At 36.4% G+C, this 14,523-nt stretch carries 13 protein-coding genes; all 13 read right to left on the reverse strand.

The window, feature by feature from the left end:
• Nucleotides 1–132: 132 nt before the first annotated feature.
• The 13 genes from M901_RS06530 to fliL all read right to left on the reverse strand — a co-directional run bounded on the left by M901_RS06530 (nt 133) and on the right by fliL (nt 14,159).
• Complete coding sequence (locus tag M901_RS06530; protein ID WP_034720968.1) at nt 133–2,484, reverse strand: hypothetical protein; 2,352 nt, start codon at nt 2,482–2,484, stop codon at nt 133–135.
• A gap of 252 nt (nt 2,485–2,736) precedes the next feature.
• Nucleotides 2,737–3,522, reverse strand: a complete 786-nt coding sequence (locus tag M901_RS06535) for a sigma-70 family RNA polymerase sigma factor (RefSeq protein ID WP_021277396.1) — start codon at nt 3,520–3,522, stop codon at nt 2,737–2,739.
• A gap of 14 nt (nt 3,523–3,536) precedes the next feature.
• On the reverse strand, nt 3,537–4,427 hold the full coding sequence (locus M901_RS06540; RefSeq protein WP_021277400.1) for an AAA family ATPase: 891 nt from the start codon (nt 4,425–4,427) through the stop codon (nt 3,537–3,539).
• A 38-nt stretch (nt 4,428–4,465) separates the two neighbouring features.
• Nucleotides 4,466–5,917 (reverse strand): hypothetical protein, encoded by a 1,452-nt coding sequence (locus tag M901_RS06545; protein WP_021277392.1) that lies wholly within the window; start codon nt 5,915–5,917, stop codon nt 4,466–4,468.
• Nucleotide 5,918: 1 nt separating this feature from the next.
• Nucleotides 5,919–7,994: a flagellar biosynthesis protein FlhA gene (gene flhA / locus M901_RS06550; RefSeq protein WP_021277401.1), complete on the reverse strand. Its 2,076-nt coding sequence runs from the start codon at nt 7,992–7,994 to the stop codon at nt 5,919–5,921.
• A gap of 18 nt (nt 7,995–8,012) precedes the next feature.
• Nucleotides 8,013–9,089: a flagellar biosynthesis protein FlhB gene (flhB, locus tag M901_RS06555; RefSeq protein ID WP_021277398.1), complete on the reverse strand. Its 1,077-nt coding sequence runs from the start codon at nt 9,087–9,089 to the stop codon at nt 8,013–8,015.
• Nucleotides 9,090–9,107: 18 nt separating this feature from the next.
• A complete protein-coding gene (locus M901_RS06560) occupies nt 9,108–9,884 on the reverse strand; it encodes a flagellar biosynthetic protein FliR (protein ID WP_021277391.1) in 777 nt (258 codons plus the stop codon).
• Between the two features lie 10 nt (nt 9,885–9,894).
• Nucleotides 9,895–10,164 (reverse strand): flagellar biosynthesis protein FliQ, encoded by a 270-nt coding sequence (gene fliQ, locus M901_RS06565; RefSeq protein ID WP_021277402.1) that lies wholly within the window; start codon nt 10,162–10,164, stop codon nt 9,895–9,897.
• 9 nt (nt 10,165–10,173) lie between these two features.
• Nucleotides 10,174–10,923: a flagellar type III secretion system pore protein FliP gene (gene fliP / locus M901_RS06570; RefSeq protein ID WP_021277395.1), complete on the reverse strand. Its 750-nt coding sequence runs from the start codon at nt 10,921–10,923 to the stop codon at nt 10,174–10,176.
• Nucleotides 10,924–10,936: 13 nt separating this feature from the next.
• Nucleotides 10,937–12,115, reverse strand: a complete 1,179-nt coding sequence (locus M901_RS06575; RefSeq protein WP_021277390.1) for a flagellar biosynthetic protein FliO — start codon at nt 12,113–12,115, stop codon at nt 10,937–10,939.
• A gap of 24 nt (nt 12,116–12,139) precedes the next feature.
• The gene (gene fliN, locus M901_RS06580) at nt 12,140–12,520 is read right to left on the reverse strand and encodes a flagellar motor switch protein FliN (protein WP_021277399.1); all 381 of its coding nucleotides are present in this window, start codon (nt 12,518–12,520) and stop codon (nt 12,140–12,142) included.
• A gap of 9 nt (nt 12,521–12,529) precedes the next feature.
• Nucleotides 12,530–13,555: a flagellar motor switch protein FliM gene (gene fliM / locus M901_RS06585; protein WP_021277397.1), complete on the reverse strand. Its 1,026-nt coding sequence runs from the start codon at nt 13,553–13,555 to the stop codon at nt 12,530–12,532.
• Between the two features lie 70 nt (nt 13,556–13,625).
• Nucleotides 13,626–14,159: a flagellar basal body-associated protein FliL gene (gene fliL / locus M901_RS16355; RefSeq protein WP_021277393.1), complete on the reverse strand. Its 534-nt coding sequence runs from the start codon at nt 14,157–14,159 to the stop codon at nt 13,626–13,628.
• Between the last annotated feature and the right edge of the window lie 364 nt (nt 14,160–14,523).

Raw genomic sequence — 14,523 nt, forward strand, 5'->3', positions numbered from 1 at the left:
CTATCAACTTCAAAGCTTTGAGAATGAGCAAGAAAAGAAAACAAACTAAATATAAGAAGACTAATTATTGCTTTTATACTCTATCCTTTGACAAAAAAAAGCTCCTCATAGAGGAGCTCTTTCTTTTTATGTTTATGCATTATTTTCTGGTAAATCTTCTTCGAAGTGCTGATCGTTTTGATATGGTTCCATAATCATATCATCAATCTCTTTTGTCTTAACTCTCAGGTTTTGGAAGCTAAGGAAAAGTCCCTTTAATGACTTAATGAGTTCTTCATCTTTTGCCTGTCCAACTCTACCGAGCTTGGCTGACTCAGATGATAACTCTTCCATTTGAGTTCTTAGAGATTCAAATACTTTCTTTGTCTCACCCATCTCTGGCATTTCTTTAGATTGCATAATAATCTGCACTTTAGATAAACCAACATCTAGTGATGTTGCGACTCTTGAAAATGAAGTTAATACATTCTCAAAATCCATAAGTTCAGACTTCAGTCTTTGCATACCTTGAACATTTTTTGAACTAGTCCAATCAGAGTTTCTCGAGTGTTCTAAGATTTGCCCAACTCTTGATCTGAACATCTCTACTTGAGACTTAAGCTTTTTGAAATCATCTCTAGATTTAACTAGTGATTCCATAGCTCTTGAGTTTTCCTCCATGACTTCACTGATTTCAGTGGCTTTAGTAATAAGAGTTAACTCCTCTTCAAATAACTCAGAACCTAACTCTGACATTTGATTCATCATATATTCAAACTGAGATCTCATATCAACGACAGAAACAATATGTTCTTTTGCTGAAGAGAACTTTGTAATAGCGTCATGTTGAAGATCTTTTTGTCCATCAAAGATAATCTTCACATCATCCATCATTTTATATTGTTCAAATAGTGTATTCTCAATCGTTTCAATCTCATTCATCAGACCATTTCTTTGAGAATTATAAAAGTCATTTAATTTCGTAAATTTCTTAAAGACATGCTCAATACCAGCTGCTTCGAAGTCATCTTGTACTCTCTCAATAAAGTCACCTTGAAATCTATTATCAAGAAGAGCATCAAGAGTTTTAGAAACAGGAGAAACTAAAGATTTCATCTGATTCCCTAGTGTCTCTTCTAAGCTTCTTAATGGATAGAAAATAACCATGATTCTTTTTTGCCCTGCATACTCAACTGGTGAAACATACATTTCAAATGGAGCAGCTTCTTCGCTATTTTCTGTTTTAACCTGAATCTGATAAATTCCCGCAATATTTTCTTTAATCGCGCAAACGACAGGATCATTCTCACCAAGGTTTGTATATCTTTGCAGGAAATCCCAAGTCACGTTTGAATCTTGTTTTACCTTCTCATCTAAATCCCAGTGATCATAGAAAAGAGTATTGGCCCATACAAGATTTAGGTTAGAGTCCAAAAGGATCGACGAGAATGGCATAGCATCTTGAAAGATCGACCCAAAACTCATTCTCTTATGTACATACTCACGATACTTATCAAGTTCTTCTTTGAAACCCTGGCTCCAAGAATCATTGATTGCGGCCTTAACAGGAATAAGACCTTCTTTAATTACACCAAGCATTTCTTTTTCAACTTGTTGCTTTTGGGCCCTTCCCGCTTTTGTATAAACAAAGTGTCCAATAATAAGAAATAAGAAAACTAAACCTACAATTGATCCCATAGCGTAAAGTGTTGTTTGAGAACTCTTTACGATTGAAATCTTTTTTAATGCTAGTGCAGGCTCAACACTTGATAACCAATTTAGATAACTCTTCTCTGCTACTCCATAGCTAGTGTAAAAACTTCTAAGAGAGTTTAGAGACTTTTCAAGAAGGTTCAACTCAGTTTTTAAAGTTCCTAGTTTAATCATGATAAGATTCTTATCTTCTCTTGAAAGAACAGAACTCTGAGTTACCGCCTCCATATATTTGATATCGTTATTAATTGATTTATGGATTGAGTTTAATTTCTTATATGTATAAAAATTAGGTGCTTTAGTCGCCCCTGTTGAAATCTTTGCTTGAATCTTTGTCGACACTCTTGTTAATGTTCTCCACTGATTATGAACAACAAAGCTTTTGAAATTTTCAACCTTAGTTCTTAGAACGCTAATGAGTGTTGATTTACTTGAAAAAGAAAGCATATTATTTAAGCTTCCCTTTAACTGTTGCATATCTTCTTCGAAGTTATCGTATGACTTAACTGTTTCAAGATTATTTAAATTAGCAATCTTACCTTGAAGCGTTTCGAAGTAAGCAATTGCTTCACGTACTCTATCCCTTTGCACAAGAGTTTTAATCCTCTTAAATCCCGCTTCCTTATTCAAACTATCTAGTTGAACTGTTGATTCAAAGATTTGAGCAACGCGATCCATATTGGCTGGACCTCTTTCCCAATACATGTAAACACCAGCGCTCATGACCGCAAAGAGAGTCAACATAGCAGCACAAAAGTATACGTAGAGCGGTTTACCGAAGCGTAACGTCATTTAGAACTCCTGCCAAAAAGGCATGTCAAAGATTTTTGAGTAAAAGTATTTTTCTTTAAAATATAATTTTTGATAGTCAACATCATGTCATTAAGACCCTTCACTTCCTGTGAATTCGTCGATGATTTCTCTAAATATTATGCATTTTTTCTGGGGAAATTTAAAGGAAAAAACTTCTCTTTATTGATAAAATAAAAAAAAGCCTTCATTACGAAGGCTTATATATTTTGTAGTAATTTATACAGGAAAATATTAGCTTACAAGCTCTTCATAACCTTCGAACATCGTTTGTAGCTTAGCTTTCAGCTTAGACACTGCTTGTGTGTGAAGTTGTGATACTCTTGATTCAGTTACGTCTAGTACCTGACCAATTTCCTTAAGGTTTAAATCTTCATAGTAATAAAGAGATAATACTAGTCTTTGCTTCTCAGGTAATTGAGAGATTCCCTCTTTAATTTTTTCTCTGAAGTTTTTATTTGAAACAGCAGTAAATGGATTCACGTGTTTACTTTCTTCGTTCATCCCGGCCATTGTTTTCTTGTCATTTCTATTAAAAGTAGCTGAATCGTCAATATTAAGCATTGATACAGATTTAGCTTTATTTAACATGTCATGAAATTCTTCTTTAGATACTTTTAGCTCTGCACACATTTCTTCATCAGTAGCTGGTCTTCCAAGCTCAGACTCTAGCTTTGAGTAAGCTCTATCGATAACCTTAGCTTTTTCTCTAATAGAACGAGGAACCCAGTCTTGTGCTCTAAGTTCGTCTAGGATCGCTCCTCTAATTCTAAATTCAGCATAAGTTTTGAATTTATTATCTCTTGAAGGGTCGAATTTCTCGATTGCATCCATTAGCCCAATTACACCACATGAAATAAGATCATCTAGCTCAATATTGGCCGGAAGTCTTGAAGCGATTTTTTGAGCAATATATTTAATTAGTGGAGCATACTCTACAACAATTTCATCTTTTACTTTTGGGTCTAGTGTAGACCTATAATCTTTTAAATTCTTAAGTTTCTTAGCTATTGATGACATCGAGCACTCCTTGTCTATAAAGTTGGTTGAACTTCTTGTTCTACTGACGGTTTAAAGTCTGAATTCAAAACATTTTCAAACAGACCAGTGCTCTCGTCGGTAAACTTATGTACTATTTTAGAGAAATATTTATGAAGAGAATTTTTTTCCGCCCCTCTTAATCCCCTATCAAATTCATCAACTGGAGTGTTCATAAATTTCACAGGACCTAGAACTCTAAGTTGTCCTTCTAAGAATGTTGAAACAGTGTCCATAAGGGACTTAACAACTCTTAGGTACTGAGTTTGAGAAGAAACTCTATTCACAACTAAGTGGTTCTCTGAGACAGAGTATTTTTGCTTTAAAATTTTAATTAAGGCATAAGTATCAGTGATTGATGATCTATCAGGATTCACAATCATAAAACGGTGATCAGCATATGCAGCGAGATTAACTGTTTCCTTTCCTATCCCGGCCGGACAATCAAGTAGGATAAAGTCGTATTCATTTCCATGTTCACTAATAACATCAATGATGAAACGATCATGCTCAAAACTCTTATCAAATAAATCAGAGTTTCCATTACAACCGGAAAGAAGATGTAAATTCCCATCTTTATGAAGACATTCTGAGAAACTCTTCTCCATTGACAGTAAAGAATAAAAATTATCGTTGAGTGGAAGCCCTAATTTAACCGCTGTATTAGATAAATTATAATCACAGTCAATTAAAAGAACTTTTTTTCCAGAATTAACTAATTGCTTTGCTAGCATCAGGGACGCTGTTGTTTTACCAACTCCACCCTTTCCTGAAGCAATTGCAATTGTCTTCGTATTCGTTGCAATAAAACCTAAGTCTAACTCTCTACTTGGCCTAAAGTCACTTCTTTGTGACATTAGCCAATGACTCAGCTCACCTTTAGACATCCTGTCTCCCGTACAATGTAAATCAAGTCAAAAACTAATTACAGTTGAAATATTCCTGCTAAAATCCTTTCAGCAGTTGCAGCTTCGAGGTCATCTGGAACAACTTGTCCTGTTCCAAAAAACTTATAAGGCAGCTGATTAAAATCAATCGCTAAATTAAAGAGTGATCCAAAATTTAAACACTGATCTAAATGTGTCACTACCATACCATTAGCTAGAGTTGCATAACGGTTAAGTACCTTCCTATTATATAACTCTGTGTTGATTGATGAAAGACAGACTAAAACTTCCACATTCTCAAATGAACGTCTCAATCCATCGATAAACTTCTTCACTTCGTTAACTTCTTGGTTCCCTGCTTTGTAGTCAATAAAAACGTTCTTCTTACCTTCTAGAGCCGTTCTTGTTGAAGCAACAATTTCAGAAATAGTGCGACACACACTTGTCTCGATATCAAAAAACTTCTCAGAAAAAGTTTCATTTTCTTTAAAGTCATTATCACCTTTATTACGGATAATTTTAGAATCTTTTTGAAGAGATGCGATTTTTCTAAGCATTGTACTTTGCCCTGATGTTACATCAGAGATAACAACAGTAACTGTATGCTTTTCACTATTATCGACCGATGAGAATAGTGGCATTCCAACACTTATCTCCCCTAGCATTTCTCTTAGAGCAAATTCAAATACTGTGTCTGGATCTTCCTTATCCGCTACAGAAAGTTCAAAATTTGCTTTTCTAACAACTTTTTGCACATATGTTTCTTCAATATCTAAGCTTCTAAGAATTGAGACCAATTCTTGGACACCCAGAGCTTGAGGCTTATTTATACTCTGAACATTTTGAGTTAATTCATATAGCTTCTTTTCTAGCTCATCAATTTTTGACTTCTGAGATTCAACAACCTCTTGAACATCTGATGATAATTGTTGTGAAACAACTGGCTCTGGTTTTGAAACAACCTTCTCTTCAATAACTGGAGCGGCCGCTTGTTGAGCTTCAAGTTGTGTTTCAAAGTCAAAATCTGGCTCATCTGCAAAGATTGGGTTTTCGTCTTCAATTTGAGGTGCTGATCTCTTAGTTGACACTGGTGTATTTAAGAAATCATCAAGGCCACTGGCCGAAGAATGAGTTGCAATTTCTTCACTCGCTGTCGAGTTAACTTGTCTATTCAAAGCAAGTTTCCCATAACCATTATTAGCTGGTTGCGAGCGCTCAGCTGGCTCATTAATCATATTAGAGATATAAGAAGCATCATTTTGATAAAACTTTTCTTTTTGCTCATTATTTAAAACAGCATCAACTTTAGCTTTACTAGAGTAATTTTTCTCAGAAATCGCCGCAGTGATTTCGATCTTCTTCTTTTTAAATGCTCCCTTAAGGCCTTTATTTGTCAGCGTCTTTAAAATAATCGCATCTGGCCCAAGCTCTCTCTTGATGTCTTTGAGTGCCTCTTCCAATGAGTCAGCTTCAAACTTTCTTACATACATCCTATAACCTCACCGTTCCAAGAGACCTGATATTCGCATCAGGGCTTAATTCATTATGGCTTACCACAATCAAGTTTGGAATAAATTTTTCTGTCAATTTCTTAAAATGATTTCTAATTACTGGAGAACAAAGTACAACCATTTTCTCTCCCATATTCGTAGCTTCTTCGATTTTCTCGTTTAAGCTTGCAAGAATAGATTGAGTAATCCTTGGATCCAATGAAAGTTGTTGACCACTTTCTGTCTGAATTAAGTTACTTGCAACTTGTTCTTCAATTTTTCTATCTAGTGTAAACAGTGGGATATCTCCCATATCACTTTTAATCGCCTCAGTTATTGTACGATAAAGAGACTGTCTTACATATTCTGTCAGTGAATCTGGATCTTTAATAACTGTTCCATATTCTGAAAGAGTTTCTAAAATTGTTCTTAAGTCTCTTACAGAGATTCCCTCTCTGAGAAGATTTTGAAGAACTTTTAAAACCGACCCTAGAGGTAGGATATCTGGTACGAGGTCTGAAACAATCTTAGGATAATGTTCTTTGAAGTTTTCCATAACTCTAACAAGCTCTTGGCGCCCAAATAGCTCATGAAGGTTAGATTTAAGAATTTCTGTAAGGTGTGTTGCCATAACTGTTGAAAGATCCACAACAGTATATCCGTTGTATCCAGCATCATCCTTCTGTTCTTCTGAAATCCAAACAGCAGGAAGTCCAAATACTGGTTCAACAGTTTCAACTCCATCCATTTTTTCGATAACTGAGCCAGGGTCCATGGCCAGAAAGTGATCAGGCATCAACTCTCCATGTGCAACTTCAATTCCTTTGATTTTTACACTATATCCACCTGGTTTTAACTCCAGGTTGTCCTTTATTCTAACAGAAGGAATGATTACACCCCAGTCTAAAGCGAATTGTTTTCTCATGTATGTAATTCTTTCAAGAAGATCACCATTTTGAGCTGAATCGACGAGGTTAACTAGTCCATAACCCACTTCAAGTTCAACAAGTTCAAGAGAAAGTAGATCCTCAAGTGAATCTGGTGTCGCTTTCTTCTCTTCACTAACTTTTGCAGTGGCCTCTTCCTTCTCTTTTTGAACACCTTTTTCAATTCGATTCCCCATATAAGCAAGTGCCAAACCAACAGTGATGAAAGGAACTTTTGGAAGACCTGGTATCACAGAGAAAACAAGAAGTACCCCTGAAGCGATATAAATGGCCTTAGGATGTAGTTTGAATTGATTTTCAATCTGAGCCCCAAGATTATCTTCAGAAGTGTTTCTCGTGGCAATAATACCGGCTGCAGTTGATATGATAAGTGCTGGAATTTGCGATACGAGACCATCACCAACAGTGAGTAGCGTAAATGTTTCAGCAGCTGAACCAAAGCTCATTCCACCTTGGGCCACACCAACAATGATTCCACCAATAATGTTAATTGCTGTAATCATAATACCAGCGATAGCATCCCCTCGAACGAATTTCGAAGCACCATCCATTGACCCGTAGAAGTCGGCTTCTTGAGCAACTTCGGCACGTCTTTGTTTTGCTTGAACATCATTAATAAGCCCTGCATTCAGATCGGCATCAATGGCCATCTGCTTACCAGGCATCGCATCTAAGGTAAATCTTGCAGCAACTTCAGCAACACGCCCAGCACCCTTTGTAATTACCATAAAGTTGATAATAACAAGAATAATGAAGACGATGATCCCTACGACGAAGTTTCCTTCAACAACGAACTCCCCAAATGATCTAATAATCTCACCTGCGGCACTCGTTCCTTCACTCCCCCCTCTAAGAAGAATATTTCTTGTTGAAGCAACGTTCAGTGAAAGTCTAAAAAGAGTTGAAACAAGAAGAACGGCCGGAAATGTTGAAAAATCTAGAGGCTTCTTCGTATAAACAGAAACAAGAAGAATAACAACTGAAAGAGAAAGCGTAATAGCAAGCAGAAGATCCAGAACAAACGGTGGCACTGGAATAATCATAACACCAAGAATAAGCAGTAGACCTATTGCTACAGCTAAGTCTGAGTTCTGTGTTAGAAATTTAAATCGTCCAAAAATTGAATCCATCAATTACCTACCTAGGCCTTAACCTAATGCGCCCTTACTTCTTTTTAGCTTATAAACAAATGCTAGTACTTCAGCGACAGCTTTATATAGTGTTCTTGGAACACCTTCCCCTACCTTCACACTCTTATAAAGAGCTCTAGCAAGAGGAACATTTTCTACAATTGGAATATCGTGTTCTTTAGCAATCTCTCTAATCTTGAGAGCAAGGTTGTCCTGCCCCTTTCCAATGATTGTTGGAGAGATCATTGTTTCAGAATCATATTTAAGAACAATACTGATATGAGTTGGGTTTGTGATAATAGCATCGGCAGTTGGAATATCGGCCATCATTCTCTTTGAGGCCATTTCTCTTTGGATGCTTCTAATCCTCTGCTTAACTTCTGGATTACCATCTTGCTCTTTCGACTCACGCTTCGCTTCTTCTTTTGTCATCATCATCTTCTTCTTATAAGAATGTTTTTGATAAGCAAAATCTCCAATAGCAACGAGGAGCAGACCACCAATAATTGAAAATCCAAGTTTGATAAGAATATCTTTTCCGTGAAGGAATGATTGAAAGAAATCCATATGGAAGAATCCCATATAAGATGCAATATCATCTTTTAAAAACATATATACTATCGCCATTACGATAATAAATTTAAAAACACCCTTCAAAGCTTCAACTGCTGCTCTTGCAGAGAAGAGTTTTTTCACACCCTCAATTGGGTTGATTCTTTCTGGTTTCCACTGAAGTACATCCGTGGCAAATAAGAAACCAACTTGAGAAACATTAGCTATAATACCAACACATAGAGCAACAATACTTACTGGGGCAGCACAAACAAGAGCTGTTTTAGCTGTTCTGTGAGCAATTGTACTTAGACTTTTTTCAGTGAAAGCCGTTGCAACATCCAGATGTGCCAACCATCTAACAAATGAGTCCATTTCTTCGTAAATGAAGACAATAGAAAGCCCCAGCGTCATCAAAGATGCAGAAAGAACTAAAACACTAGATAGTTCTTTTGAAGAGGCAACTTCACCTTTACGCCTAGATTCTTCAATCCTATGCGCCGAAGGCTCTTCTGTTTTTTCCTGATCTGATTCGTCAGCCATCTTTCTTCCCTATTATCCTTAGATAATAAATTGAAACCATTCTCCAAGCTTGTCTGTATACATCTTGAAGGCTACGTTAAAAAATTCATCACTCGTCGCTGCAAAAACAAGCAGCCCAAGTCCAATATTTACAGCGAAACTAACCATAATAACGTTAAGCTGTGGGACTGTTCTGGCAATAATTCCAAGAACAGTCATAATAAGCATATTTGTAAAAATAAGTGGTGTCGCAAGCATAATTGCTGCAATGAAAATTGATTTAAAGGCCTCAATATAAAAGATATGCGCCTTTCCAAAATTTCCCATATTATAGATATGGATCGTCTCAAAAGAAGTGAAAACCCCTTTAAACATTGGTAGTAAAGCTCCTGATGAAATGACCATCACTAGCACTGTCCACTGAATCATCTTTTCAAATGGACCAACCTGTTGACCAGAAGAAGGATCAAAATATCGAACAGCTGCAAAACCAACTTGTTGAGTAATAATTGAACCACCAGAAACAAAAATTCCCATAATCGATTTAACAAGATATCCAATGACCAAACCAACAATTGTATAAACAGCAGTCAAGGCCCAAAAGTTATCTTTTCCCACATAGTGAATGTCTTTAATAACTTCATGCTGAACACTTGGAAAAAAACAAAAAGCGATAACAAGAGTCGAAAGAACCTTAACAACCATTGGAATTGGTAGGTTGTCATATATAGGCAACTGAATGTTCACGGCCAACAATCTTGCAAAAACAAGAAAGAAAGCAATGATTGGAACAATGTCAGTTATTTGTATTGTCATCAGTATCCTATTATCTTCCAGTTACTAGTTGTGGAATACTTATAATAAGTTCTCTTGTAAAAGTTGTTAGTTGGTCACTCATCCAAGGTGCCGTTAGAACAAGTGCTCCAATGATAACCAAAATCTTAGGAATAAATGAAAGAGTTTGCTCGTTGATTTGCGTTACCGCTTGAAAAATCGAAACGAGAATACCCATAATCAGAGATCCAAGCAGCATTGGAGCAGAGATCATTAAGCCGATAGTAATTGCTTGTTTTGCGATGTCTGAAAAAAAGTCCATTTATCTCTCCTAGTTAAATGATCTCAGTAGTGAACCAGTCACTAGCTGCCAACCATCTACGAGTACAAAAAGTAGTAGTTTGAATGGAAGTGAGATAACTACAGGAGGTAGCATCATCATCCCCATGGCCATAAGTACAGAAGCAACAACCATATCTAAAATCAGAAAAGGAATATAAAGAAGAAACCCAATCTGAAAGGCTGTCTTAAGCTCTGAAATAATAAAAGCTGGAATTAGAAAGTGAATTGGCACTTCATTAATTGTCGCAGGAGCTTTTCTTCCTGTGACATCATAGAACAGACCAATATCAGCTTTACGAACTTGTTTATTCATAAACCCTCTTAGAGAGTTTTCAATTCTATCAAGGGCCACTGTTGTTGTGATTTTTCTATCCATGTATGGACGAACTGCATCTTTATAAATCTGTTCTCCAGTTGGTTGCATAACGAAAACAGAAAGAAATAGTGCAAATCCAACAAGTAACTGATTAGGTGGCATACTTTGTGTACCAATCGCTTGTCTCATGAACGAAAGTACGACAATGATACGAGTAAAACACGTACACAGGATAAGGATTGCTGGAGCTAATGTTAAAACAGTAAAAAGAGCTGTAAGCTCTAATGTATCAACAAGATCAACACCCTGACCGAAATTTACTGATAGGCCTGGTAGACCTAGGTTCGTTGCACTTTGAGCAAGAGCATTTCCTGAAATGCCAGCTGCCAAAAGTAGAAATAGTGCACGTCCAAGTTTATTCATTCAATACTTCCTATTATTGAAGTGGTTTTAGTTCTTTAATCTTGTTTTTAATCTGCTTAGAAAGGCTTACCTTATTAAGCTCTTGAGATTCAGTCTGACCTGCAAGAGCAGCTAGTACTGGATCAACGTCATCATGAGAGTCAGACTCATTATCTAGTTGAGAGACAACTTCTTTAAGTTTGAACTCTTTTCCTTTTTCTTCTGCTGAATCCAGGTTTGTATCAAAGTTGTCACCAACAACCTTTCTCTCACCTTCTTTCATAAATCCAGCTGTGTCTTTGATCTCAGTAAGGAAGTCCATTCCTTTTTCTGACTGAGCTACAAGAAAAACTTGTTTATGTACTCTAAGTACAAGAATTGATCTCTTTGGACCAATATAAGTCGTACTTAAAACTTCAACCATCTTAGTTCCACTTAAGAAACCAAGACCACCTTTTTTAAGCATTCCTTTTCTAAAGAAATTCATCACGAAGTAAATCCCTGCTACAAGTAAGGCAAAGAACCCTACAAATTTAAAAATATAAGATGTGAAATTAAATTCTGATTTCTTAAAAGAAGACATTTTTGTTCCAACTGCATCTGAAACGACTTCTTTCTTCGTGTTCATTTCCTCAAAAAGAGATGTTTCTGTTTTAGCAATTTTCTTTACGGGCTGATTCTTTGTTTGCTCTTTGTCTTTTAAGAGCTTTTCAAGATAGCTTTCATCGTATGAAGATGCTTTTGCCTTAACAACTCTTTTTGGTTTATTTGATTCAACAGTCTTCTTATTTACAGAAGTTACAATCTTCTTCGTTAAGCTCTTTTGCTTAGGGAAGAAAAGCTGAATATTGTTATCATTAAGAACGACACTAACCTTTGATTCTTTACCATCAAGCTTATAAGGAAGGTTAGCTCTTACTCTTGAAAGACTTTTATTGTACTGATAGGCCATTAGCGTTGTATCAAAAGACTTATTTACTGATACTTGCTTTTCAATCTTTGGCCAAACAACAGAATTAGGAATCGCAACTTGAACAATATTACCTTTGATCTGCAGCTCAGGAGTGTCTTTAAGCGCTCCTTTTAGATTAATCGTCACAACACCAAAGTTATTGTCATCTTTATAACTAAGCTTTGTAATATTAACTTTTGCCAAAGCTGAGAAGCTAATTAAAGATGTGATTAATAATGTTTTTAAGCTGATTCCTTTCATCTTCTTATCCTAATTTCTTGTTTTCTATTTAAGCGTTTCAATTCTCTCAATTGGTGAAATGATATCTGTAAGACGAATACCAAACTTTTCGTTTACAACAACAACCTCACCCTTAGCAACGAGCTTTCCATTTACTAAGATCTCTAGTGGTTCACCAGCTAGTTTATCAAGTTCAAGTACTGAACCTTGCCCTAGTTGTAGTAAGTCCTTAATTTGAACTTCAGTTCTACCAAGCTCAACTGTTACCTTCAGTGGAATATCAAGAATAAAGTCTAGGTTTTGAACTTTTAGCTTATTGATCGCATCATCACCGGCCTTTACATCATCAGCTAGCTTTTGAACTTCCATCGTGTTGATAGACTCTAAACTTCCCATTCCGTCCATGTTGTTTTCTAAATCACTCATGATATCTCCCTATTCCTTATCTACGTTAATTTCACCGCGAACTGATTTATCCACGTGAGTTACTTGAACTGCCCTATTCCCCTTGTAGGTTCCTATTAGACATTTCATTTTTTCTACACCTTGAATCTCTGCTTTAACTTCTCCAGAAGCTTCTTGATTAAGTGGAATGATATCTCCACTTTCAAGTGTTAGCAGATCACCAACAGTCATCTCAGCTTCACCAAGTTTAACTGTTACAGTTGCCTTGGCTTGCTTAATATGTTCATTCATCGCCGTAGTCCAAATACTATCGGCCATATCATTATCAGTTTGATAACTTGAACTTAGTTTCTGCTTAATTGGTTCAATAGTAGAATATGGAACAACAATCATAATTGTTCCCGAAGCTGATTCGAATTCAACTTCAAGAGTTGTTGCGATAATTACATCTGATGGAGGCACAACCCCAACGAACTGAGGGTTAATCTCTGTTCTGATATATTGTGCATCGATTCTATGAACAGGTGCCCATGCTTCTTCAAGATCAGCAATGGCCATATCCATAACTTTCTTCATGAACGAAAGTTCGATTGCCGTAAATTCCTTACCCTCAATTTTAGTAAATGGCCTATCAGTTCCACCGAAGTAAGAGTCGATAATGGCATAAGCTAGTTTTGATTCGAAAACAAGAAGAGCTGGTCCTCTTAGTTCATTGAATCTCATAATACACATACATGAAGGGATCGGAAGAGTGTTTACGAACTCTCCAAATTTCAGAAGGTCTGTTGAGATCATTGAAATTGTAGAAATCTTTCTTAATGAGTTTGAAAGAGAAACCCTGAAAGATCTAATGAATCTCTCATAGATGATTTCAAGAATAGGCATTCGCCCACGAATAACACGGTCTTGATTGGTCAGATCATAGGGCTGTATATTATCATCACCCTCATCATCATCGAAATCTCCTCCGTCTCCACCTAGGAAATCATCAGAGTCACCATCATTAACAGCGTTAAGTAGTGCATCGACTTCGTCTTGACTTAGTACCTGTGCCATCGTTCCCCTCCTAGGACATGATGTTTGAGCTTCCTGCTCTCGGTAATATTTTTAGTAAATTAAACGATGCTTAATTTACTTGGAACCCTACGTAATATACATCTAATACTTTTCCCTCTACTAGGAATGTATTAATAGATGATTTGATTTCCTCTTTAAGGTATTCCTTACCTTGACCCTTTAAAAGGTCTTGAGGTCTCTTAGAGTTTAAAATAGAGATAATGGCATCTCTAATCTGTGGCTTTCTCGCCTTATACTCTTCTTCCTTAGCATCACTGCTAAGTTTTAACACTGCATTTAGTCTGATAAATCTTCTTGGCCCATCACCCTGAGCTAAGTTAGCTGTGAAACCGTCTAGAGGAAATAGCTTTCCGCTCTGTTCCTTCGCCTCACCTGTTTCAGACTTCTCATCATCTTCACCAGAGACTTTCTTCATTTCAGCTTTTACAACATCTTGCATAGAAGGCTGTGATGTAAGCTTCTTATGAGTTTGTAGTTGTAGGAATGCAATTCCACCCATCATGATGACGTTAAGAATTAACACAACAGTTAATAATGGATTTTTTCCGCCTGATTCAGCTTTGTTTTCGCCTTCCTCTGCCATTTTCCTAACCTTCCTGGTTAACCTATGATTTGTTTTAAGATGGACACAGAAAAAATTTCCGTTAATTCCATGGTTCTGTCAAAAATTATACGCTTTAAAGGGCTAAGATTCAAGCTAGGAAAAGGATTTCCGGAAGTTTTTGCCGCTGTAGTTGAATTCCTAATAACTTAGCCCCTAGGAAATATATTCCTAGTGTCATTTTGCCGTTATAAAAGGCGATAATTTCAATCGGATTCTGTCGTTTTTGGGAATAAAAAAGGGCCCCAAACGAGGCCCCTTCTTTTATGTAAGCTATAAGCTTTGTTCTTTTTTAAATCAAAATTAGAACATTTCTTTCCAAGCCTTACCTGGCTTGAATTTTGGA

Origin of the sequence: Bacteriovorax sp. DB6_IX (assembly GCF_000447775.1) — a bacterium.
Lineage (GTDB): Bacteria > Bdellovibrionota > Bacteriovoracia > Bacteriovoracales > Bacteriovoracaceae > Halobacteriovorax_A.